This window comes from Streptomyces sp. NPDC042100, assembly GCF_055582325.1.
The window spans coordinates 120068-142569 of the sequence record NZ_JBVJDK010000008.1; the positions used below are offsets into that span (position 1 = coordinate 120068).

Here is a 22502-nt window from a genome sequence, read left to right on the forward strand (position 1 = left end):
ACGGAACGGTTTCGGCAGAGCCGGGCAGGGCAGGGGAGAGGGCCGCAGTTGACCACCGCAGAGGGGACCCGGGAAACCGGAGGCCAAACCCACGTGTCTTCGCCTTCGCGAATAGAGCTCCCAGGCCAGCGACCGGCCCCGGAGCCGCCGGAACCGGCCGCCGAGGCGCCTGCCGCCCCGCGCCGCAAGCGCCGCTACACCGTCCTCGCCGCGACCGCGGTGGCGGCCGTCACCCACGTCCTGTGGTTCTTCTTCTTCGCCAACAGCGGCGGCGACCTGGCCGCGCAGGACGCGTGGGCGGAGTTCGTCGGACGGCACCCGGACTCGGCGTACAACCTCGCCTGGTACGGGGGGATGCACCCGGTCTCGTACAGCGTGATCTCGCCGTACGTGATGTCGGTGCTGGGCGTCCGGACCACGATGATGATCGCGGGGACGCTGTCGGCGGCGCTGACCGCGCTGATCCTGGTGCGGGTGCGGGCGGTCCGCAATCCGATGGCGTGCGCGCTGGCCGGGGTCTTCGCCTTCCTGTGCAACGCGCTGTCGGGGCGGGTGACCTTCGGCCTCGGCATGATGTTCGCGCTGGGCGCGGTCGCGGCGGTGTTCTGCTGGCCGCACCGCTGGCGCTACCGCCGCTGGGCGAAGGCGGCGGTGGCGGCCCCGCTGGCGGGCCTGGCGACGGCGTGCAGCCCGGTGGCGGGACTGTTCCTGGGCGTGGCGGCGGCGGCGCTGTTCCTGAACAAGCGGCGGCCCGGCGCGTACGCCCTGGGCCTGGCGCCGGTCGTGGTGGTGGCCCTGTCGGCCTGGCTGTTCCCCTTCTCGGGCACGCAGCCGATGTCGCTGATGTCGACCTCGCTCCCCTTCCTCTTCGGCGTCCTCTGCTTCGTCCTGGTGCCCCGGGAGTGGCGCACGGTCCGCACGGGCGCGGCGGTCTACTCGGCCGGCACCCTGCTCACCTGGCTGGTCGACTCGCAGATCGGCTCGAACGTCTCGCGCCTGGTGATGCTCTTCGCGGGCGTGGTCCTGCTGGCGGCGCTGCCGTACGCGCGGCCCCGCTCCCGCCGCTGGTACGCGATCGTGCTGGCCTTCGTGGGCCTGAACATCTGGATCGGCTTCAAGGGCGTGGACGACGTGATCCGCACCGCCCCGGACGCCTCCTGGGCGCGCGAGGTGGCGCCGCTGATCAACCAGCTCCAGGTGCGGGGCGCGGAGAAGGCCCGGGTGGAGGTGGTCCCCGCCTCCAGCCACCGGGAGTCCTCGGCCCTGGCCCCGTACATCAACCTGGCCCGGGGCTGGAACCGCCAGGCCGACATGGAGCGCAACCCGCTCTTCTACGACGACACCCTGAACGCGGCGAACTACCAGGACTGGCTCGGCCGCTGGGCGGTCCACTACGTGGTGCTGCCGACGGGCGCCCCGGACTCGGGCGCCGAGCGGGAGGCGGAGCTGGTCGACAAGGGCCTGCCGTACCTCCGCCAGGTCTGGTCGGACGCGAACTGGCGCCTGTACGAGGTCACGAACCCGACCCCGCTGGCGGACCCGCCGGCCCGGGTCGAGCGCGCCGAGGCCAACGAGGTCGTCATCACCCTCGACACCCCGGGCCGGGTCATGATCCGCGTCCCCTACTCCCCGTGGCTGGCCCTGATCGGCCCGGACGGCGCCAAGATCGAACCCCCGCAGGAGACGGAAGCGTCCAAGCGGGCCCGGGAGTCCTCGGAAACGGAACTCCCGAAGGTCTTCGCCAACAAGGAGGGCTGCCTCCTGAAGGCGGAGCCGGACCCGGAGGGCGACGAGTGGACCGAACTCCTGGCCCCCAAGCCCGGCACCTACCGCCTGGGCGCCCCGTACAAACTCTTCCCCCGAGGCACCACCTGCCCGGAGGAACTCCGCTGACCACCCGGCCCCGGACGCGAGAAGGCCCCCCTGCCGCACACGGCAGGGGGGCCTTCTTCCTTCTGTGCCCCCGGCAGGATTCGAACCTGCGACACCCGCTTTAGGAGCGGGATCGGATCTTTGCCGGGGGCTGCCTGGCGCTGCCGCGTGGCACTGTTTCGCCTGATCAGCGCCACGCGGCTTCGTGCCTGATCCAGCTCGTGACACCTCGTGCCGGACTGTCCGCTCACGCATCGCTCACGCGTTGGGGTGCCTCTCGCCTGCGGTGGTGTGGGCACTGGTGCGCGCGATCCCAGCAAGATCTACAAGGAGCTGGCTATCCGCGTTGACGCAGTTGTCGGACTACCGGTACCACCGCCAGACAGAGCAGCGCGGTTCCTCCGAACGCTCCACCTGCCGAGATCAGGGCCCCCGAAGCCGGGGTGCCGTCGAGGACCTTGAGGAATCCGACGCATACCGCGACAAGGGCAGAGAACAGCACCATCACTAGGAGCCAGGGAATCCAGGCACTGTTGGTGGGCTCGGAGTCCGACGTGGAAAGGGCCGTCGGAGCGGACGATCGGTGCCGGGTGTTCACAGCGACGCTTCTTTCTCGAATCGGCGGCGAGGGAAGGTGTCAGGGGTGGGTTCGGAGGACGGGCCCAGTAGCGCAGCGGCCAGGGCGATGCGGGTGCACTGCACCGACGCAGCAACAGCCCGATGGGCGTGGTCCAGCTTGTCAAGGCCGTTCAGCGCGGCCACGATCTCCTGTTGCTCGGCCAACTCCAGCAGCGGAATCCGCAGCGACCCGAGAGATTCGGACCTGAGCGACGGGGCTGCGGTGGCGGCGGCCCGGTCTCGCATCCAGGCGACGGACTCCTCCAGGCACAGGTAGTGGAGCAGATACTCCGGTAGCACCCGGTCCTCCTGTTCATCCAGCACACGTAGCCGGATGACGTTGGGGCTCATCAGCCAGCCGGCCTGATGCTGCTGCACCAGCGCCGGCGGGACGATCGCGCCGGAGCGGATACATACGATGTCCTTGTGCCGCAGCTCGAAGTTCCGCAACTGACGGGCCGTCTCCTCCGTCACCCGCTCGTCCGCTTCGTCGCTGATACGCCGGTCCTTCAGATGCCGTGGAAACACGACGGGAACCGGGCCATGGGTGCTGCGCTGCTTCTTGCCGAGCTTGGAATAGGACGGTCCGGCCTGGATCTCGCACAGTGAGTCGAGGCTGGCCATCGAGGTCGGCTGGTTCCTCCGGGGCAGGGGTCCGCGGCCTCCGGCGAACGGTAGCTGAGCGGTGGTTTCCTGTATGTCTCGTAGGTGCTCTTCAGCGTTGCTCAACTGCTCCCAGGCGGGCACGAGCCCGTGCTTGAAGCGCTCCCCTCCGCCGCTCCGGTGTTTGACATGGTCAAGAGGGTTGAGGGAGTAGTCACTGCGCCGTAGTTCTTCCCGGGATACCGAGGCGGCGGGCACGTGTGGCTCCGCGGTCGTAGTTCTGAGGAGAGGTACGGCCTCTCCCGTGTTTCTGTGAACGCGGTAGGCGTTGAGGAGAGATTCGGCGTCCAGGGCGCTGAGGACTCGACGCGATCCGTTCTTCGCTCCCATGTGCCGTGCGTCGAGGAACAGTGTGCTCTCGCACGGGTTGTTGGGGTGGCGCAGCATCCAGACGGAGACCGGTACGGCGGTGCCGGTGAACAACTGGGCCGGCAGGGCGATGACACAGTCGACGACTCCGCTCTCCACCAGATTCCGCCGGATGGCCTGCTCGGCCTTGTGCCCGGAGTTGCCTGCCTTGTTGGGCATGATGATCCCGGCTCGGCCCGGCTCGCGAAGCTTGGCCAGACAGTGTTGGACCCAGGCGAAGTTGTCGTTGTCGAGAGGCGGAGCCCCGAATGCCCACTGCCCCTCGTGGCGCTCTCCGCGGCCAGGGTCGCTCATGTTGAACGGTGGGTTGGTGAGCACGATGTCGAACGACTCCAGCGGAGCCCGCCCCGTGCTGTCGTGCCAGGGGACTGTGCGCTTGAGGTCGAGAGCCGGGGAGACGCCATGAAGAAGGAGATTCATGGTCGCCAGTCGCCATGTGTCGGCGCGCCGGGTCTCGCCGTACGTCCGGAGCGTCTCGTGGCGCGGTAGACCGTCCTTGTCCAAGGCGCAGGCGGCCATCGCCTCGATGAGGAACCCCCCGTCGCGGGCGTGGGGATCGTAGACGGACTCCGGTTGCCCAGGACCGAACTCCGAGCAGGCCAGCCGCGTCATCAGCCGGACCACAGGGCGAGGAGTGAAGAACTCGCCGCTGCCCAGCGCGGCTCGTTGCTCGTACTCGTCGAGGATCAGCCCGAATACGTCCTCGGTGAGGCGGCTCATCGCATCCACGACACCGCGAAGGTCACGAGCGGTCCGCGGCTCCAGGCGCCCCAATGCCTCCTGCATGCTCGAATGAACGCCGAGGCCGCGCAGGTCCTCGTCGACCGCGCGGCCGACGTCCCGGAGCAACTGGGCCGCCTCGTCGAGACTGCTGAGGTCGCGGGCGCGGGCGGCCAATGTGTCGAAGCGCTCCAGGGCAGCGCCACGGAGATAGTGGAGACAGAGCAGCAGATTCAGATAGTCGAGCACACTGGCCGCACCCCGTACTCGGTCGACGGGGCTGCCCATCAGATCGGTTACGATCCGCCGGTTCTCGGGGTGGGGTTCATCGACAGCCCCGGTCGGGATGCGGTACGACGGCCAGACGCCGAGATGGTGCCTCACTGCATCGGCTGGGGACTTCCCGGCTTCTTGTCCCTTCCGGACACGGTCCCCGTAGGTGGTGCCGACGGGCTCTCCTGCGACGAGCCGCCCGGACGGCACCGGCCGTCGGTCCAGCCAGTCCATGATTTCCGACCGTCGAAAGTAGTCCTGCCCGTTGGAGCGCCGCGGCGACGGGAAGTCGGTCTCCTGTCTTTCCCAGGCCGTTACGGTCGGTCGGCCTACGCCTGCGAGCGTGGCGATCTGTGCTCGTCCGAGCAGCGATTCGTCACCGGTCGGCGGATACGACATGAGCGCGATGCCCCCTTCAACTGCGCCATGAGCAATGGCTGATGAAGACTGACCTTAGAAGCGCACGACTCTGCTGAACAACTGCGCACCTGAAGTGCGCAGTCCGCTGAGGTTGTTTGATCTAAGGGCGTTCGTGGGGCGTCGCCCCCTGAGGTAGCGGTCTTGTTGTCGCCTCAGAGGATTTGATCGCCGCGCATCTCTGAACAGGGTGTTGTGACGGAGCTGTTCGCTCGCTCGCGCACGTGGTGCCTGCCGGAGTGTTCGTCACCAGGCGAGTTGCCTTTTTGTGACAGCGGCGCGTAGGCAATGCCCTGCTTCGTCCATGCCGGATGACCACGGGCGCTTCATGCTGACGTGATGGGGCTTTCGTCACCTGAGTCGGCTGAACGAACGCGATCACTGCGTCGTCCGACGAGTGCCCGGGTTGTTCGGGGAGCTGCGAGTGGTCGGGGTGAGGCGCGGACGGCTTCTCGTCAGACCTTCTCGACTCGCACGGAGTGTCCCGCGAGGAGTTGATTCATGTCGTCGGTGTCGGAGGTGAAGACGGTTGCCTGGGCTCCCTGCGCGGCTTCCCGTCCGGCCACAGCTGCCAGGACGGCGTCGATGGCGTACTTGTGCCCATGCAGGCCAGCCGCCTTCAGCATGTCGCGCGCCATGGCGATCACCTGGTCGTCCGTGTGCGCGATGCGGATCCGGGACAGCGTCCAGTTCCACAGTGCCTGCCTCGACGCTTCGCGAGGGTCCCATGCCTCCAAGGTCGTGAGCGCCGAGGTGACGATCGGGATGTCGAGCCGTGGAGCCGTCTTGATCAGCGCAGCCATCTCCCGATCGCCCTGAACCGCCTTGGACAGAGCCTCGGAGTCGAACACGAAGACGCGTTGCCGCGGCCGGTGCAGCTTCGCTCGGGTGGTGCGGCTCACGCGGCCTCGTCCGAATGTGATCGCCGCTCGTCATGCCAGCCGTCGATGGCGGCGATGCGATCCAGCGCTGCTTGCTGCTCGTCATCTGTTACAGCGCCGTGCTCTTCTTCGAGGCATTCGGCCAACTCGCGCAGTCGGTCCATGGCGTCCTGATGAGCGGCGGCGGCCGCGATGTAGCCGGACACGCCGCGCGCGTCGACGCGTCCTCTGATCGATTCCACCAGCTCTTCCGGCACGGTGATGGTGATCTTCCGGGTTGCCATACTTTCAGTATGCCATGTGCGGTGTGGTGTGACCCGCTCTTCTCGGAGAGGTTGCCGCAGGGTGCGGGAGGGTGGGGGATGCTCGTCCGATGCTGATCCGGTGGGTGATATTCGGGAGGTCAGCCTCCCATCCGCTCACGCAAACGGCCCCGGACGACGAGTCCGAGGCCGAATAGAACCCCCACCTGGAGGACAAACCCCAGGTCGGAGCGGTACTGCATGGTGCCCCCGGCAGGATTCGAACCTGCGACACCCGCTTTAGGAGAGCGGTGCTCTATCCCCTGAGCTACGAAGGCGGGGTTGTGACGCTCGACAGTGTAGCGGGTGGGGGCGGGCGGCCCCCTGGTCAGTAGGTGAAGCGGTTCAGGTAGTCCGGGTTCGCGATGGGGGTGGCCGTCAGGTATTCGGCCGGGAGGTCGAAGGCGGCGGCCAGGGGGGTGAGGTGGGGGGCGAGGGCGGCCAGGGTGTGGTTGGTCGTGGGGTGCAGGGCGTTGACCTGGGCGGGGGTCAGGTGGCCCGCGGCCAGCAGGTCGCCGGTGTGGGGGCGCAGCTCGTGCAGGAGGAAGAGGCGGGCCAGCGACTCCAGGAGCGGGCGGGTGGTCGTGGCGCGGTCCACGGCGGCGAGGAAGGCGTCGGCGGCGGCCAGGCGGGCGTGGGCGGCGACCATCTCCAGGGCGGCGCCCGAGGTCTCGTTCCAGCGCCCGACCGGGTCGCCGGAGGGCCCGTCGCGCAGGGCGGTGCGGGCGCGGGTCTGCCAGATGCGTTCCACGCAGGCGTGCAGGTCGCGCAGGAAGGGGAGGTCGGTGAGCTCGCCCTCCGGGGCGCTCTCGGGGCCCGCCTCGTGGGCGAAGACCAGCTCGGAGGCGGCCTTCTGCCAGATGACCAGGTTGTCGCCCTCGGCGGTGATGCCGCCCTCGACGTTCAGCGGCAGGTCCGCCAGGCCGTTCTCGGGGAAGAGGCCCTGTGCGCCGCAGCGCTCCCGGCTCTCGACGGTGATGTCCCGCGCATGCCAGGTGATCCAGCCCTTGGCCACGGCCACGATGCGCTCCGCCGCCTCGCGGTCCTCGGTGTCGGCGGGGTCGTGGGCGGCCCAGCGGTCGAGGACCTCGCGGTGCAGGAAGGTCATCGCGTACGCGGTGGCCACCGACCGCAGCAGCCGCCCGTGGTGGCTGCGGTGCGCGGTGAGCGGCAGCCGCTCACCGGCGCGCGGCGCGGCCACCTGGCGGTGCTCGGCGTAGCGGACGGCGATGGCGAGCGAGGCCCGGGCCATGCCCAGGGTGCCGGCGCTCATGCAGAGCTTGCCGACGGTGACCCGGCCGACCGAGCGCAGGAACCGCTTGCGCCGGTTGCCGAGGCTGCTGCCGAAGCGGCCCTCCTTGTCGAAGCGCCCGTGGGCGGCCTCCAGCAGCGCCTCGCGCGGCAGCCGGACCCGGTCGAAGGAGGTGAGGCAGTGGTCCACGGGGGTGCCGGTGCGGTCGGGCAGCCGGCGCACCTGTATGCCGGGGAGGTGGCCCTGCTCGTCGCTGAGCGGGGTCAGGAAGAGGAAGACGCCCTGGTCGGCGCCGTCCACCAGCAGGCGTGCGGCGACCAGCGCCGCCTTGGGGCCGCCGGTGAGGCTGGTGTTGGGCATGAACTTCTGCGCGCCCGCGTTCGGCGTGTGCAGCTCGAAGCCGCCGGTCTCGCGGTCCAGGACGGCGACGGTCTCCAGGGCGGCGACGTCGTTGCCGTGGGCGAGCTCGGTGCACAGGAAGGTCCCGGTCCGCTCCATCGCCGTGTACGGGGTGAGGTCGCGCCGGTAGCCGTCGTGGTCGAGGAGGCTGCCGAGGAAGAGGTTGTAGTGGATGCTGGCGAGCGTGCACAGGCCGCCGTCGACGAAGCCGGTCCACTCGTGGAGGGCGGCGAGCCGGTGGGCGTCGTAGGTCAGCACCTCGGCGGCCGTGCCGGACACGGTGTCGTTGACCAGTCTCAGGCGCTCGTAGGAGAGGGCCGTGCGCTCGGCCGGGGTGAGGCCGGGGCGGTGGGCGAAGGCCTCACCCGAGACGAGCCGCCGCCAGTCGGCGTGGATGCGGTCGCGGTCGTCCGCGTCGAACAGGAGCCGGGTCAGCTCGGGCGCCGCCCCGGCGCCCGTGGCGCTCTCCGGGGTCGCGACGCCTTCTCTGAGCGGTGTCTCCGCGTGCTGGAGCATCGACTCGTCCCCCGAAGAGAGTGGACCCGGTAGGGATGGTGGTGGCCTGTCCCGTAAAGATACGGATCCACCGGTTTTGTTTCAATATCCTTGTCAAACCGGTTGGATGGTTTTATTCTCGAAATGTGGACGTGTGAAGAATCCGGTTGTGCCCGGCCTCACCCTACTGCTGGCGGGAGTTTCGTGCGGACCGGTCGCCGACTCCTCACTCCATGTGAGCCGTTGGAAAATCAGCCTCTCGGCCTCCCCGGCCGCGAGGTACGGAGGATGTAGTGGCACAACAAGAACGGGCCATCCGCACGCGCCAGAAGATCGTGCTCGCGGCGGCCGAGCTGTTCGATGAGGTCGGCTACGAGGCGGCGACGATCTCCGAGGTGCTCAAGAAGTGCGGGGTGACCAAGGGTGCCCTGTACTTCCACTTCTCCTCCAAGGAGGAGCTGGCCCAGGAGGTGCTCGCCGGGCAGGTCGGCGCGCTCCCGCCGGTGCCCGAGCGGGAGCTGCTGCTCCAGCAGATCACGGACGAGGCGCTGGTCCTGGCCCATCTGCTGCACACCGGCGACCCCATGGTGCGCGGCAGCGTGCGCCTCACCGTGGACCAGGGCTCGCCCCACGACGGGCTCGACCGCCAGGTCCCCATGCAGGGCTGGATCGACCACAACATCGATCTGCTCGGCCGCGCCAAGGAGGCCGGCGAGGTGCTGCCGCACGTGGAGATCGTCCCCGCGGCCAGCCTGTTCACCGGCAGTTTCACCGGGGTGCAGGTGCTCTCCAAGATCATGACCAAGCACGAGGACATCGTCGAGCGGGTGGCGGACCTGATGCGCACGCTGCTGAGCGCCATCGCCGTGCCCGGTGTGCTGGTGCGGCTCGACTTCTCCCCCGCGCGCGCCGAGCGGGCGTACGAGGAGGCGGCCCGGCTGCGGGACGCCATCGCGATCACCGGCGGCTGAGGCGCGGCGCCGGCGTTCCGGCGCCGGGAGATGGCTTTCGGGTCACGGGGAGGGGAACCTGGCGTTCCCCTCCCTCGCGTGTGCGGTGGGGGTGGAACACGCAGGACGAACCGAAACGCACCGAACCCGACCGAAGCCAAGTGGTCCCGACCGTACCGAACGGAGCCCCCACCCGCATGGACACCTGCCCCTTCGCGACCGAAGCCCCCTCCGCGACCGAAGCCTCCATCGCCCCCGTCAGCCCCGAGACCCCGCGGGCCCCCCGGCCGCGCCAGGCACTCCCGGCCCTCCACGCCGCCCCCGCCCCGTACGTCCTCGACGTCACCGGCGCCGACCTCGACGGCGAGGCCGCCGCGCTCCGCGCCCGGGGCCCGGCCGCCCCGGTCGAGCTCCCCGGCGGCGTCAGAGCCTGGGCCGTCGTCGGCCAGGAATACGTCGAGCGGCTGCTGCTCGACCCCCGCGTCTCCAAGGACGCCCGCCGCCACTGGCCCGCCTTCGCCGAGGGCCTGATCACCCCGGAGTGGCCGCTCTACCCCTGGGTCGCCAACGAGAACATGCTCTTCTCGTACGGGGTCGAGCACGCCCGGCTGCGCCGCCTGGTCGCCGCCGCGTTCACCGCGCGCAGGACCGCCGCCCTCAAGCCCCGCATCGAGGAGATAGCGGCCTCGCTGCTCGACCCGCTCGCGGCCGAGCTCGCCGACGGCGGTACGGCCGAACTCCGCGCCTCCTACGCAGAATCGCTTCCTCTCCAGGTGATCTGCGAGCTCTTCGGCGTCGCCGAGGGCCCCGCCCGCGACGAACTCTGCGCCGCGCTGCGCACGGTGTTCAGCTCCAGCGTCTCCGCCGCCACCATGGAGGCCGCCCGCGCCACCGCCTTCCGGCAGCTCGCCGCCCTCGTCGCCGAGCGCCGCGCGGCCCCCGGCGACGACCTCACCTCCTCGCTGATCGCCGCCCGCGACGGCGCCGACGCCCTCAGCGAGAACGAACTCCTCGGCTCCCTCTTCCTGTTGATCGCCGCAGGTCAGGACACCACCGCCGCGCTCGTCGTCAACGCCGCCGCCGCCCTTCTCTCCGACCCCGAGCAGCTCGCCCACGTCCGGGCCGGCCGCGCCTCCTGGGAGGACGTGGTCGCCGAGACCCTCCGCTGCCACGGCCCCGCCGCGTACTCCCCGATGCGCTTCGCCGTCGAGGACATCGACCTGGACGGCGTCCTGATCGCCCGGGGCGACCCGATCCTCGTCACCTTCTCGGCGGGCGGCCTCGACCCGGCGCGGTACGGGGACGAAGCGGACCGTTTCGATCTGCTGCGCACCGACCGGGACACGATCGGTTTCGGCCACGGAGTGCACCGCTGCCTCGGCGCCCCGCTCGCGGTCCTGGAGGCGTCGGTGGCGCTCTCCGCCCTCTTCGAACGTTTTCCCGATCTCGAACTGGAGGGCAAGGCCGAGGAGCTGACTCCCATGCCGACCTTCCTCCTGAACGGATACGGGGCCCTGCCCGTACGGCTCGGCGCCTAGTTCTCCCGGCCGGGCGCCCAATCTCTCCTCCGGGGCCATCGCAAACCGCAGGGCCGGTTTGTTAAAGTCTCCGGAAGAGTGACATGTGTTGGGCGCCCGCGACGGAGCGGCGGTATCGACGGAGGCCCCTTGGCCAAGCAGGAGCGCGCGATTCGAACCCGCAACGCGCTCATCGAATCTGCCGCCGCGCTCTTCGACCGGGACGGCTTCGAGGTCGCGTCGCTCGCGACCATCAGCGCCCGCGCCGGGGTCAGCAGCGGGGCGCTGCACTTCCACTTCCAGAGCAAGGCGGCCCTCGCCGACGCCGTCGTCGGCGCGGCGGGGGAGCGGCTCGTGCGGATAACCCGCGACCGCGAGGCGCTGCCGCTGCAGATCCTCATCGACGCCAGCCACGAACTGGTCCAGGGGCTGCGCGCCGACGCGGTGCTGCGCGCCGGCTTCGACCTGAGCGCCGGCTCCGAGCGGCGCCCCCGCGCCGCCCAGGACCTGCGGCGGCTCTGGCGCGACTGGGTGGAGACGACCGTCGCGCGCGCCGAGCGGGAGGGGCTGCTCGCCCCGGACGTGGCGGCCCGGGACGTCGCCGCGGCGGTGGTGGCGGTGGCCGCGGGGCACGAGGTGCTCGGGCACCAGGACCCCCGCTGGCTGGAGCGCGCGCCGCTCACCCGCTTCTGGTCCTTCCTGCTGCCCCGGGTCGTCGGCGACGCCCGCGTGGGCCTGTTCGTCGCCTCGGGCGACCCGACCGCGGAGCCGGCCAGGGAGCCGGCCAGGGTGCGCTGAGGGCCCGGCTTGACGCTCTCGGGGGGCCCGCATAGCGTCGGCGGCCGGACCGGCGGGGCCAGGGCCTGTCCGGCGGACCAGGGCCGGACAGGCCCTCATGCTTGGAGGACAAGACGTGGCCGAGCCGCCCCGCGACCCCCATGCCGCCCGGCTCGCCGGGCCCGGTGCGCCCTTCGCCGTCGACGAGGAGGGGGTGTACGCCGGCGGGCCCCGCACCCTGCGCGAGTTCGTCGAGGCGACCTGGGGCTACGGCGACCGGCCCTTCCTCGTCGCCGACGACCGGACCGTGAGCTACCGGGAGTTCTTCGACGCCGCCTGCGGGCTGGCCCGCCGCCTCGTGGACGTGCACGGGCTGCGCCCCGGCGACCGCGCCGTCGTCGCCATGCGCAACCACCCCGAGTGGCAGGTCGCCTTCTGGGCCGCCCAGCTCGCCGGACTCGTCGCCGTGCCGCTCAACGCCTGGTGGACGGAGGCGGAGTTCGCGTACGCCCTCGACGACTGCGCGCCCCGGGTGCTGCTCGTGGACGGCGAGCGGGTCCCGCGCGTGGCCGCCTGGGCCGCCGCCCGCTCCGTACCCGGGATCGTCTTCCACGGCGCGCCGGACACCGTGCCGCCCGAGGGCTTCGAGGCGTACGTGCCCGATCTCGACCCGTTCCTCGGGCCGCCGCAGGGGCCAGGCTTCGAGGCGGCGCCCGGGCAGGACGCCACCATCATCTACACCTCCGGCACCACCGGCCGCCCCAAAGGCGCCGTCGCCACCCACCTCGCGCAGGCGGGCGCGGCGATGAACCCGCGCTACCACGCCGCCGCCGCCGCGCTCGGGCGCGGCGCGGTGCCCGGGGCCGGTCCGGCGCCGGTCTCGCTCACCACGTACCCCTTCTTCCACGTCGCCGGGTTCACCTCCTTCTACTCGGTGATGGCGGCCGGCGGCACCCTCGTCCTGATGCGGAAGTGGGACGCGGAGCGGGCCCTGGAGCTGATCCGCGCCCACCGCGTCACGCACTACGCGGGCGTCCCGGCCACCGCCCTCCAGCTCCTGGACGCCGCCGAGCGGGCGGGCGACCCGCTGGAGACGGTCACCCTGTTCAGCACCGGGGGAGCGGCCGCCCCGCCCGGTCTGGCCGGGCGGCTCGCGGCCCGGTACGGGGAGCGGGTCGAGCCCCGCAACGGCTACGGCCTCACCGAGACCTGCGGCGGGGTGCTCGCCAACTTCGGCGCGGAGTACCGGGCGCACCCCGAGAGCGTCGGGCGGCCCACGCCCACCACCGAGGTGCGGGTGGACCGCCCGGACGCCGAGGGCGTCGGTGAGCTGTGGCTGCGCGGCCAGGCGCTGATCCGGGGCTACTGGGGCGACGAGGAGGCCACCCGGGAGGCGTTCACCCCCGACGGCTGGTTCCGCACCGGGGACCTGGCACACGTGCGGGACGGGCGGGTCACGGTGGTCGACCGGATCAAGGACGTGGTGATCCGGGGCGGCGAGAACGTCTACTGCGCCGAGGTCGAGGGCGTGCTGCACGCCCACCCGGACGTCGCCGAGGCGGCCGTCGTCGGCGTCCCGCACCCGGTCCTGGGCGAGGAGGTCGCCGCCGTGGTCCGGCTCCGCCCCGGCGCGGCGGCGGACCCCGAGGGGCTGCGGGCGCACGTCGGGGCCCGCCTGGCGGCGTTCAAGGTCCCCGCGCACGTGCACCTGCGGGACGCGGAGCTGCCGCGCAACGAGACGGGGAAGGTGCTGAAGCGCCGGATCCGGGAGGAGCTTCGGGGGCCTGAGGGGCCTGAGGGACCAGGGGGGCCTGGGGGACCTGGAGGGCCTGGGGGACCAGAGGGGCCTGGGGGACCCGGGGCGCCGACCCGGTAGCCGGCCCCGGAGTGTCGGGCCCGGCCCGTCAGCCCCGGGTCACCCGGACCCGGAACGTCTCCTTCTCCGCGTCCTCCGCGACGACGCTGATCCGGATGCCGTTGGTGCGGTCGGTGAAGCTCTCGCCGGGGCGGTACGGGGCGTCCGACAGCTCCGCGTGGACGTTGGGGCGGCGGGTGCAGCCGCCGCTGCTGTGCTCGCTGTCGGTCACGGTGACGGGCCCGCGCCCGGTGTCCACGTCGGTGTCCACCCGGTAGATCAGCACCCCGGGCCGGCAGACCGCCTCGTCGTTGCCCTCGCGGACGCGGACCTCGGCGGCGTACCCGGCCTTGTCGGAGAGCGGCACGAAGACCATCTTGCGCCCGCCCGCCGTGGCCAGCGGGGTCAGGGTGTACTCGACGTCGCCGGTCCGCGAGGCGCAGCCGACCTGGTCGTTGTCGAGCCAGCCCAGCTTCCACTTGTGCCAGCCGAGCAGGTCGTTGTTGGCCCCCCAGTCCTCGGACATGATGTCCCAGTGCCCGACGGTCCCGCCGCCGTCGACGGTGTACAGGTCGGGCAGGCCGAAGACGTGCCCGTTCTCGTGCGGCAGCACCCGGTAGCCGGTCTCGGCGTAGCTGCCCGAGCCGTCGTCCTGGCGGCTGTAGACGAAGGACGTGTTGGAGAGCGGCACCCCGTCCGCGTAGGGCGCGTCGTCGTTGCCGGAGAAGGTCACGGACAGGACGGTGTCGAGCGCGGAGGGCCCGGCGTTCGGCGTCACCAGCACGTTGACCAGGTCGTACGCGCTGAAGTCCACCTTGGGGTCGGCGGCCTTGACGATGTCCTCGACCAGACCTCGGTAGCCCGGTTCGTACGGGGAGCCGCGCTCCACGCCGTACGAGGCGAAGGGCCGGGGCATGCGCAGCCAGTCGGGTATCGGGGTCTCGGGCTGGTAGACGAGGCGCCCGTAGGAGCTGGTGCGGAACCAGTCGGCGGTCTGCGGGAAGAACTCGCGGTAGCGGCTCATCGCGGTTCCCTCGCCGGGGGCGTCCGGGAAGTCGATCATCAGGTTGAGGGCCCTGATCCGGCCCGTGGAGCGTGCGTACCCGGGGGAGGTGGGCAGGCCCTCCGACATCTGCACACCCATCGTCGTGGCGATCCGGCACGGGCCGAGCGGCGCTTCCCCGGGGCCCGCGGCGACCGGTCCCGCGGAGGCGGGGGCCGGGCCGGGCAGGGTCGTGCTGGCCGATGCCAGGGCGGCGAGCGCGAGCGCGCCGGCCGAGGCCAGGGCGACGGGTCTGCGTATCAGCCGGCGGGACTCCTGCATGCGGTCGCCTCTCTGATCTGCGCCGATGGGTCGGCACCGTGGGATCAGCCTGTGGCGGGGGCCGAGGGCGCGCGCGGCGGGTGGCCCGACCGGGGTACCTCGTTTCGGGTGTGACCCAGGTCACAGCCAGGCCGGGAAATATCCGGGGACCAAGTCCCCGTTTAAGCCTGTGTTCAAGGAAGTGGGGACTCTGTCCCCGGATCGTGGGACCGGATCGCGAGACTCGATCGTGAGACCGGATCGCGAGACCGGATCGCGAGATCCGATCGCGAGATCCGATCGCGAGACTCGATCAGCAGGCTCTGGAGGCAGCGCAGTGAGCACGAGTAGCAGCAGCACCGCCGACGCCGCACCGGTCCGCCGCGTGGCCCGCCCCCGCGCGGACGCGCTGCGCAACCGGGAGCGGATCGTGACGGCAGCGCGGGAGATGTTCGTCGAGTTCGGCGCCCAGGTCCCGCTGGACGAGATCGCGCGCCGCGCCGGTGTCGGCAACGCCACGCTCTACCGCAACTTCCCCGAGCGCGCCGACCTCGTCCGCGAGGTCGTCAACTCCCTGATGGCCCGCGTCACCGAGCGGGCCCTGGAGGCGGCGGAGCGGGAGGCGGACACCTTCGCCGCCCTGCGCCGCTTCACGCACGCCGCCGCCGACGAACGGATCGGCGCGCTGTGCCCGATGCTCGACGGCGGCTTCGACAAGGACCACCCCGACCTGCTGGCCGAGCGCGCCCGCCTGGAGGAGGCCGTGCAGGGCCTCGTCGACCGGGCGCAGGCGGCCGGCCGGCTCCGGTCCGACGTCGGCGTCGGGGACCTGATGGTCGCCGTGTCGCAGCTCACCCGGCCGCTGCCCGGGACGGGCTGCCTGAACATGGACCGCTTCGTCCACCGCCATCTGCAGGTGTTCCTGGACGGTCTGGAGGCGCCCGCGCGCTCCGAACTGGCCGGTGCCGCCGCCACTCTCGAGGACCTGAGGAGCGACAGCCGCTGCTCCTCGTGACCTCGCCCTCAGCTTCGTGACACCTGACTCCGTCAGGCCCGGCCTCGTAACGCCCTTGTAGAAGTCCCTTTTTCAGTAGTTTTCACCAGTACGTGCCAAGAGGTGGCTACCCCCATGTCGAAAACAACCGCGTCCGCCCCGCCGGCCCAGGCCGACCCGAGCCGCTGGAAAGCCCTCGTCTTCATCGCCCTGGCCCAGCTCATGGTCGTGCTCGACGCGACGATCGTGAACATCGCGCTGCCCTCCGCCCAGCAGGACCTCGGGATATCGGACGGCAACCGGCAGTGGGTCATCACCGCCTACGCCCTCGCCTTCGGCGGTCTGCTCCTGTTCGGCGGCCGGGTCGCCGACCTGTGGGGCCGCAAGCGCACCTTCGTGGTCGGCCTGATCGGCTTCGCCGCGGCCTCCGCCCTCGGCGGCGCCGCCACCGGCGAGGCGACGATGCTCGGCGCCCGCGCGCTGCAGGGCGCGTTCGGCGCGCTGCTCGCCCCGGCCGCCCTCTCGCTGCTCGCCGTGATGTTCACCGACGCCAAGGAGCGCGCCAAGGCCTTCGGCATCTACGGCGCGATCGCCGGCGGCGGCGGTGCCGTGGGCCTGATCCTCGGCGGCTTCCTCACCGAGTACCTGAACTGGCGCTGGACCTTCTTCGTCAACATCCCGTTCGCGGTCGTCGCCGCGCTCGGCGCCTACTTCGTCATCCGCGAGCCGGCCGGCGGACGCAACCGCTCGCCGCTCGACGTCCCGGGCGTGGTCCTGTCCACCCTGGGCCTGGTCTCCCTGGTGTACGGCTTCACCCGCGCCGAGTCCGACGGCTGGAGCGACCCGGTCACCATCGGCCTGTTCGTCGGCGCGGCCGTGCTGCTCGCGGCCTTCGTGTTCACCGAGTCCCGGGTGAGGTCGCCGCTGCTGCCGCTGCGCGTGGTGACCGACCGCAACCGGGGCGGCGTCTACCTCTCGCTCGGCCTCGCCGTCATCGCGATGTTCGGCCTGTTCCTGTTCCTGACCTACTACCTCCAGGTCGTGAAGGGGTACTCGCCGGTCAAGACGGGCTTCGCCTTCCTCCCGATGATCGCGGGCATGATCACCGGCTCCACCCAGATCGGCACCCGCCTGATGACCCGGGTCCCGCCGCGCTTCCTGATGGGCCCCGGCTTCCTGACCGCCGCGCTCGGGATGCTGCTCCTGACCCAGCTGGAGACCGGCACCTCGTACGCCGGGCTGATCCTGCCGGCGCAGCTGCTGCTGGGCCTCGGCATGGGCACGGCGTTCATGCCGGCGATGTCCCTGGCCACCCACGGGGTCGATCCGCGCGACGCGGGCGTGGCCTCCGCGATGGTCAACACCTCGCAGCAGGTCGGCGGCGCCATCGGCACCGCGCTCCTGAACACGATCGCCGCCTCCGCGACCACCGCGTACCTGGTGGACCACGCGGCCGGCGCGACCACCCCGGCGGCGCAGAAGCTGGTCCAGCTCCAGGCCATGGTCGAGGGCTACTCGGCGGCGATCTGGTGGGCGGTCGGCATCCTCGCGGCCTCGGCGGCGATCGCGCTGACGCTCATCAACACCGGCAAGCCTGGCACGAGCGCCGTCGCGGGCTCGGGGACGGGCTCCGGCGCGGGCGCGGACGACGAGGTGAAGATCCCCGTCATCGCCCACTGATCCCACGGGGCCCACGGATCCCACGGGGCCTACGGGTCCCACGGGTCCCACGGGGCCTACGGGGCCTACGGGTCCCACGGGGCCTACGGGTCCCACGGGGCCTACGGGTCCCACCGGCCCCGCCGCCACCTCGCGCGTCGCACCGCACCGCGTCGCACCGCGCCGCACCGCCCCCCTGCCCTGGCTCCCGTCTCAGCGGAGCCAGGGCAGGTCCGCGTTCGGGTCCGCCGGTTCGAGGCCCTCGGCCATCGTGCGCATGATCGCGCCGAGCTGTCCGACCTGCTCCGGGGTGAGCCGGTCGAAGAGCGCCTGGCGGACGGCGGTGACGTGGCCGGGCGCGGTCCTGCGCAGCACCTCGTACCCCTCGTCGGTGAGCGTGGCGAACTGGCCGCGCTTGTCGGAGGGGCACTCCTCGCGCGTCACCCAGCCGTTCTTCTCCAGGCGCGCGACGGCGTGCGAGAGCCGGGAGCGGGTGATCTTCACGTCCTTGGCGAGCTGGGTCATGCGCATCCGGCGCCGGGGCGCCTGGGAGAGCTGCACCAGCAGCCCGTAGTACGTGTGCGGCATCCCGGCGTCACGCTGGAGCTGGCGGTCGAGGTGGTCCTCCAGCAGGGTGGTGGCATGGAGGTAGGCACGCCAGACGCGCTGCTCCTCGTCGTCGAGCCAGCGGGGTTCGGTCACGGTCATGGATCCATCGTACGACTCATTCTTGAAAGTTGAACTATATGGATTTACGCTGGCGTGGACAGCGAGCTTGAAAGTTCAAGAACCAAGAATCGGCTCGACCGCACGCAGTACGCACGGAAGGCGGACGCCATGGATGCCACGGACGCCACGCTCGAACGGATGCCCGCCCTCTACCTCTCGCACGGCGCCCCGCCGCTCGCCGACGACCCGGTCTGGCCCGGCGAGCTCGCCGCCTGGTCCGCGACGCTGCCCCGCCCCAAGGCGATCCTCATGGTCTCCGCCCACTGGGAGGAGGCCCCGCTGGCCCTCGGCGCCACCGAGACGGTCCCCCTCGTCTACGACTTCTGGGGCTTCCCCGAGCACTACTACCGGGTCCGGTACGAGGCCCCCGGCGCGCCCGCGCTCGCCGAGTCCGTCCGCAAGCTGCTGCGCGCCCCCGGCACGCCCGTGCAGGACATGCCCGACCGGGGGCTCGACCACGGCGCCTACGTGCCGCTCGTCGAGATGTACCCGGGCGCCGACATCCCCGTGCTCCAGATCTCCATGCCGACCCTCGACCCCCGCCGGCTCATGGAGATCGGGCGCCGGCTCGCCCCGCTGCGCGACGAGGGCGTGCTGATCGTCGGCAGTGGCTTCTTCACCCACAACCTGGCCGCCCTGCGCCACACCGGGCCCGGCGTGCCCGGCTGGTCCGCCGAGTTCGACGCCTGGGGCCACGAAGCCCTCGCCGCGCACGACGTCGACGCCCTGCTCGACTTCGAGGCCAAGTCGCCCGCCGGCCGGCTCGCCCACCCGCGCACCGAACACTTCGCCCCGCTCTTCGTGGCGATGGGCGCGGCGGACGCGGCCGGCGACCTGGACCGGGAGCGCAGTGCCATCGACGGCTTCTGGATGGGGCTGGCGAAGCGCTCCGTGCAGTTCGGCTGAGCCCGCTGAGCCCGCTGAGCCCGCTGAGCCCGCTGAGCCCGCTGAGCCCGCCGAGCCCGCCGAGCCCGCCGAGCCGCTGAGCCGCTGAGCCGCTGAGCCGCCGAGCCCGCCGGTTCCGCCGGTTCCGCCGAGCCCGTCCGCCGGGCCTCCGGCCGCGTACCGCTCGGACGGTCCGGCGGCCGGGCAACCCCGGGGGTGCGGGTGACGTCTTCAGGGGTGAGAGCGGAGCCGACGGGGTCCCCGCGCCGGATGTGACGGCGGTCTCACGCGCGGAGTGCCCGGACGGCCCGCCGGGAGCCGCCGGGCTGCCCTTCGAAGGGGTCTGACCTGCGGATCCGTGGCTCGCCGCGGGCTCCTGTGGGCTGCCGTCCGTGCGCTCGGCGGCGCAGGATACTGCATGATCGCGAAAATCCATGTGCCGGGTGGGAATTCTGTCCTGATTACAGTCGTTGTTTCCGTCGGATGCAGGGCACCCGGGAGGGTGTCGCGACCTACTCAGCAAGGGAGCACGCATGGCAACCCGTGCCGTCGCCCGTCGTCAGTCCTCCGCCGCGAGCGGAAGCAGCCGGGCAAGCAGCGTTCGCGCCGTGGGCGGGGAGATCGCCGACCGCGACCTGGTCGGCATGTACCTCGACGAGATCGCGCGCACGCCCCTGCTCGACGCCGCCAAGGAGGTCGAGCTCTCGCAGACCATCGAGGCGGGCGTCTTCGCCCGGCAGATCCTCGACAAGGAGGTCGAGAGCGAGGCGGGCGGCGCGACCCGTGAGGAGCTTGAGGCGCTGGTCGCCGAGGGCGAGCGTGCCAAGGACCTCTTCATCAAGTCGAACCTGCGGCTGGTCGTGGCCGTGGCCCGGCGCTATCCGCGCAGCGGCCTGCCGCTGCTCGACCTGATCCAGGAGGGGAACGCGGGCCTGGTCCGCGCGGTCGAGAAGTTCGACTACGCGAAGGGCTTCAAGTTCTCCACGTACGCCACGTGGTGGATCCGCCAGGCCATCACCCGGTCCATAGCGGACCAGTCGCGCACCATCCGGCTCCCCGTCCACCTGGTGGAGGAGCTGGGCCGGATCCGCCGGGTCCAGCGCGAGTTCAACCGCGAGCACGGGCGCGAGCCGGAGCCCGCGGAGATCGCCGCCGAGCTGGACTCGACCCCGGCACGGGTCACCGACGTGCTGGACTGGGCGCGCGACCCGGTCTCGCTGAACATGTCGGTGGACGACGAGGGCGAGACGCAGTTCGGCGACCTCCTGGAGGACACCTCGGCGGTCTCGCCGGAGCAGTCGGTGCTGACCCTGCTGCGCAGCGAGGAGCTGGACGACCTCATCGACAAGCTGGACAACCGCACGGCGTCCATCATCCGGATGCGGTACGGGATCGAGGACGGGCGCGAGCGGACGCTGACCGAGGTCGGCAAGGAGCACGGTCTGACCCGCGAGCGCATCCGCCAGATCGAGAAGCACGCGCTGCTGGAGCTGAAGAAGATGGCCCGCGACACGGGCTTCGACGCGGTGGCGTAGCCCGCCCCGCTCCGCCCCGGGACGACGGAGGCGGCCCCGGACCTCGGTCCGGGGCCGCCTCCGTCGTTCAGTGCCCGATGACCGGTGTTCCTCGGGCTCAGTGCTCCTCGGCCGCCGCGGCCAGCCGGGTCGAGAGGTCCGCCACGTACGCGCGCAGCGGCTCCGGCCCGTGGAGGGTGAAGGGCGCGTCGACCAGCGCCAGCCGGATCGCCAGCCATTCGGTCGAGTCGCTGGTCCGGGTCCGCAGCCGGCAGCTCGTCTCGCCGGTCGCCACCGGCACCAGGTGCGAGGGCAGCCGTCCCGCCACGAAGGCCGCCGGGGCCTCGAAGGAGACGTCCAGGTCGAGCTCGGGCTGGGCCCGCGCCATCGACCGGGCCATGTAGGCGGCGGCGTCCCCCGCCGGGAGCTCGCGCGGGGTGAAGCGGGCGCCGGTCGGGAAGGGCTCGCTCACCCGGTCGACCCGGAAGGTGCGCCAGTCCTCGCGCCCCAGGTCGTACGCGACGAGGTACCAGCGCCGCCCGGTCGACACCAGCCGGTACGGCTCCACCAGCCGCTTCGTCTCGGTGCCGTCGCCCGCCCGGTAGCCGAAGCGCAGCCGCTCCTGGCCGGTCACCGCGCCCGCCAGCGCCGTGAGCGTGCCGGGGGTGACGGTCGCCCCGTCGCCCCGGGTCAGCGGGATCGTGGCGTTCTGGAGGGTGGAGACCCGGTGCCGCAGCCGCGAGGGCAGCACCTGCTCCAGCTTGGCCAGGGCCCGTACGGAGGCCTCCTCGACGCCCTCGATGGCGTGCCCGGCGCCCGCGCGCAGCCCGACCGCGATCGCGACCGCCTCCTCGTCGTCGAGGAGCAGCGGCGGCATGGCCGTACCGGCGACCAGGCGGTATCCGCCGACCGCGCCCTTGCTGGCCTCGACGGGATAGCCGAGGTCCCGCAGCCGGTCGATGTCCCGCCGGATCGTGCGCGGGGAGACCGCGAGCCGCTCGGCCAGCTCGCTGCCGGGCCACTCGCGCGGGGTCTGGAGGAGCGACAGCAGATTCAGGAGTCGTGCCGGAGTGTCCGTCATGTCTTCCAGGATGCGGCGCATCTAGGACATGGGCTGACCTATATGACTCTTATCTTTCTCATATGAGTGCACACGACGCCGTCACGGAAGCGGCCCCCACTGACAAGAGGCGCTGGATCGCCCTCGCCATCGTCATGACCGCCGCCTTCATGGACCTGGTCGACGCCACGATCGTGAACATCGCGATCCCCAGCATCGAGCGGGACCTCGGCGCCTCGTTCGGCGCCATCCAGTGGATCACCGCCGGATACGCGCTGGCCTTCGCCGCCGGCCTGATCACGGGTGGCCGCCTCGGCGACATCTACGGCCGCAAGCGCCTCTTCCTGGCCGGCACGGCCGGCTTCACGGTCGCCTCGGCGCTCTGCGGGCTCGCCGCCAACCAGGAGATGCTGGTCGGCTCCCGCCTGCTCCAGGGCGCGGCGGCGGCCATGATGGTGCCGCAGGTCCTCTCCATCGTGCACGTCACCTTCCCGGCGCACGAGCGCGGCAAGGTCTTCGGCATGTTCGGCGCGATCATCGGCCTCGGCGCGGTCTCCGGCCCGCTGCTCGGCGCGCTCCTCACCCAGTGGAACATCGCGGGCCTGGAGTGGCGCCCGATCTTCCTCATCAACCTGCCGGTCGGCGTCGCCGCGATCATCCTGGGCCGCCGCTTCATCACCGAGTCGAAGGCGCCCAGGGCACTCCGCCTCGACCTGGTCGGCGTGGTCCTGGTGACCGGCGCGCTCCTCATGCTGATCTACCCGCTGACCCGCGGGCGCGAGCTGGACTGGCCGCTGTGGGGCCACCTGATGATGGCCGGCAGCCTCGTCGTCTTCGGCGCCCTCGTCGCGTACGAGAAGTACAAGACGAAGAAGGACGGCTCGCCGCTCGTCGAGCTGTCGCTGTTCCGCGTCAAATCGTTCGCGGCGGGGGTAGAGGTTACACCCTGACACCTTGAAGAAGAACAGTTCAGGACTGACGAAGCCCCGCCCGGCACT

Annotated in this window: 16 protein-coding genes, 2 tRNA genes and 1 pseudogene; 10 read left to right on the forward strand and 9 right to left on the reverse strand. The window is 71.5% G+C overall.

All coding sequences use genetic code 11. From position 1 onward, the window contains the following. The first annotated feature begins 93 nt into the window (after window positions 1-93). Window positions 94-1893, forward strand: a complete 1800-nt coding sequence (locus tag ACZ6J5_RS19500) for an MFS transporter (RefSeq protein ID WP_469393090.1) — start codon at window positions 94-96, stop codon at window positions 1891-1893. A 65-nt stretch (window positions 1894-1958) separates the two neighbouring features. Here ACZ6J5_RS19500 and ACZ6J5_RS19505 read toward each other — a convergent pair. The 6 genes from ACZ6J5_RS19505 to ACZ6J5_RS19530 form a co-directional block, all read right to left on the reverse strand. Beyond that, window positions 1959-2024: transfer RNA gene (locus ACZ6J5_RS19505), tRNA-OTHER, on the reverse strand. Between the two features lie 442 nt (window positions 2025-2466). Further along, on the reverse strand, window positions 2467-4914 hold the full coding sequence (locus ACZ6J5_RS19510; RefSeq protein ID WP_469393092.1) for an N-6 DNA methylase: 2448 nt from the start codon (window positions 4912-4914) through the stop codon (window positions 2467-2469). 473 nt (window positions 4915-5387) lie between these two features. Next, entirely contained in the window at window positions 5388-5834 is a 447-nt protein-coding gene (locus ACZ6J5_RS19515) for a hypothetical protein (RefSeq protein ID WP_469393094.1), read from the reverse strand. Then, the gene (locus ACZ6J5_RS19520; protein WP_469393096.1) at window positions 5831-6097 is read right to left on the reverse strand and encodes a hypothetical protein; all 267 of its coding nucleotides are present in this window, start codon (window positions 6095-6097) and stop codon (window positions 5831-5833) included. Before ACZ6J5_RS19520 ends, ACZ6J5_RS19515 begins: the two co-directional genes overlap by 4 nt. 220 nt (window positions 6098-6317) lie before the next feature. Then, a tRNA-Arg gene (locus ACZ6J5_RS19525) sits at window positions 6318-6393 on the reverse strand. A gap of 50 nt (window positions 6394-6443) precedes the next feature. Beyond that, window positions 6444-8282 carry an acyl-CoA dehydrogenase family protein gene (locus ACZ6J5_RS19530; protein WP_469393098.1) on the reverse strand — a complete coding sequence of 613 codons (1839 nt, stop codon included), beginning with the start codon at window positions 8280-8282 and terminating at the stop codon, window positions 6444-6446. Window positions 8283-8554: 272 nt separating this feature from the next. Between ACZ6J5_RS19530 and ACZ6J5_RS19535 the strand changes: the two genes are divergently transcribed. The 4 genes from ACZ6J5_RS19535 to ACZ6J5_RS19550 all read left to right on the forward strand — a co-directional run bounded on the left by ACZ6J5_RS19535 (window position 8555) and on the right by ACZ6J5_RS19550 (window position 13381). After that, complete coding sequence (locus tag ACZ6J5_RS19535) at window positions 8555-9232, forward strand: ScbR family autoregulator-binding transcription factor (protein ID WP_469393100.1); 678 nt, start codon at window positions 8555-8557, stop codon at window positions 9230-9232. Between the two features lie 176 nt (window positions 9233-9408). Beyond that, a complete protein-coding gene (locus tag ACZ6J5_RS19540) occupies window positions 9409-10749 on the forward strand; it encodes a cytochrome P450 family protein (protein WP_469393102.1) in 1341 nt (446 codons plus the stop codon). 129 nt (window positions 10750-10878) lie between these two features. After that, window positions 10879-11526 carry a ScbR family autoregulator-binding transcription factor gene (locus ACZ6J5_RS19545; protein WP_469393104.1) on the forward strand — a complete coding sequence of 216 codons (648 nt, stop codon included), beginning with the start codon at window positions 10879-10881 and terminating at the stop codon, window positions 11524-11526. A gap of 115 nt (window positions 11527-11641) precedes the next feature. Beyond that, window positions 11642-13381: a class I adenylate-forming enzyme family protein gene (locus tag ACZ6J5_RS19550; RefSeq protein ID WP_469393105.1), complete on the forward strand. Its 1740-nt coding sequence runs from the start codon at window positions 11642-11644 to the stop codon at window positions 13379-13381. A 28-nt stretch (window positions 13382-13409) separates the two neighbouring features. On the opposite strand, the gene ACZ6J5_RS19555 is transcribed toward ACZ6J5_RS19550, so the two are convergent. Next, a complete protein-coding gene (locus tag ACZ6J5_RS19555) occupies window positions 13410-14684 on the reverse strand; it encodes a M6 family metalloprotease domain-containing protein (protein ID WP_469393107.1) in 1275 nt (424 codons plus the stop codon). A gap of 316 nt (window positions 14685-15000) precedes the next feature. Between ACZ6J5_RS19555 and ACZ6J5_RS19560 the strand changes: the two genes are divergently transcribed. Together ACZ6J5_RS19560 and ACZ6J5_RS19565 are read left to right on the forward strand one after the other, a co-directional pair. After that, window positions 15001-15678, forward strand: coding sequence for a TetR/AcrR family transcriptional regulator (locus ACZ6J5_RS19560; protein ID WP_469393109.1), 678 nt, complete (start codon window positions 15001-15003; stop codon window positions 15676-15678). Between the two features lie 114 nt (window positions 15679-15792). Beyond that, window positions 15793-17337, forward strand: coding sequence for an MFS transporter (locus ACZ6J5_RS19565; protein ID WP_469393111.1), 1545 nt, complete (start codon window positions 15793-15795; stop codon window positions 17335-17337). Between the two features lie 192 nt (window positions 17338-17529). Here the strand turns inward: ACZ6J5_RS19565 and ACZ6J5_RS19570 are convergent, their stop codons facing one another. After that, on the reverse strand, window positions 17530-18024 hold the full coding sequence (locus ACZ6J5_RS19570; RefSeq protein ID WP_362484948.1) for a MarR family winged helix-turn-helix transcriptional regulator: 495 nt from the start codon (window positions 18022-18024) through the stop codon (window positions 17530-17532). 129 nt (window positions 18025-18153) lie between these two features. Between ACZ6J5_RS19570 and ACZ6J5_RS19575 the strand changes: the two genes are divergently transcribed. Both ACZ6J5_RS19575 and ACZ6J5_RS19580 read left to right on the forward strand, forming a co-directional pair. After that, window positions 18154-18951, forward strand: coding sequence for a dioxygenase family protein (locus ACZ6J5_RS19575; RefSeq protein WP_469393114.1), 798 nt, complete (start codon window positions 18154-18156; stop codon window positions 18949-18951). Window positions 18952-19463: 512 nt separating this feature from the next. Next, the gene (locus ACZ6J5_RS19580; protein ID WP_362484944.1) at window positions 19464-20465 is read left to right on the forward strand and encodes a sigma-70 family RNA polymerase sigma factor; all 1002 of its coding nucleotides are present in this window, start codon (window positions 19464-19466) and stop codon (window positions 20463-20465) included. 97 nt (window positions 20466-20562) lie between these two features. Here ACZ6J5_RS19580 and ACZ6J5_RS19585 read toward each other — a convergent pair whose 3' ends face one another. Continuing rightward, a complete protein-coding gene (locus ACZ6J5_RS19585; RefSeq protein ID WP_469393116.1) occupies window positions 20563-21525 on the reverse strand; it encodes a helix-turn-helix transcriptional regulator in 963 nt (320 codons plus the stop codon). 62 nt (window positions 21526-21587) lie between these two features. Here ACZ6J5_RS19585 and ACZ6J5_RS19590 point away from each other — a divergent pair. Then, window positions 21588-22445: pseudogene (locus ACZ6J5_RS19590) on the forward strand (MFS transporter); the annotation flags it as partial. Window positions 22446-22502 lie beyond the last annotated feature (57 nt).

What these genes read in the sequence shown, in the direction of transcription:
- ACZ6J5_RS19510 (WP_469393092.1), bottom strand. Translation starts at nt 4,914, where the DNA reads ATGTCGTATCCGCCGACCGGTGACGAATCGCTGCTCGGACGAGCACAG.
- ACZ6J5_RS19520 (WP_469393096.1), bottom strand. Translation starts at nt 6,097, where the DNA reads ATGGCAACCCGGAAGATCACCATCACCGTGCCGGAAGAGCTGGTGGAA.
- ACZ6J5_RS19530 (WP_469393098.1), bottom strand. Translation starts at nt 8,282, where the DNA reads ATGCTCCAGCACGCGGAGACACCGCTCAGAGAAGGCGTCGCGACCCCG.
- ACZ6J5_RS19540 (WP_469393102.1), top strand. Translation starts at nt 9,409, where the DNA reads ATGGACACCTGCCCCTTCGCGACCGAAGCCCCCTCCGCGACCGAAGCC.
- ACZ6J5_RS19555 (WP_469393107.1), bottom strand. Translation starts at nt 14,684, where the DNA reads ATGCAGGAGTCCCGCCGGCTGATACGCAGACCCGTCGCCCTGGCCTCG.
- ACZ6J5_RS19565 (WP_469393111.1), top strand. Translation starts at nt 15,793, where the DNA reads ATGTCGAAAACAACCGCGTCCGCCCCGCCGGCCCAGGCCGACCCGAGC.
- ACZ6J5_RS19570 (WP_362484948.1), bottom strand. Translation starts at nt 18,024, where the DNA reads ATGACCGTGACCGAACCCCGCTGGCTCGACGACGAGGAGCAGCGCGTC.
- ACZ6J5_RS19575 (WP_469393114.1), top strand. Translation starts at nt 18,154, where the DNA reads ATGGATGCCACGGACGCCACGCTCGAACGGATGCCCGCCCTCTACCTC.
- ACZ6J5_RS19580 (WP_362484944.1), top strand. Translation starts at nt 19,464, where the DNA reads ATGGCAACCCGTGCCGTCGCCCGTCGTCAGTCCTCCGCCGCGAGCGGA.
- ACZ6J5_RS19585 (WP_469393116.1), bottom strand. Translation starts at nt 21,525, where the DNA reads ATGACGGACACTCCGGCACGACTCCTGAATCTGCTGTCGCTCCTCCAG.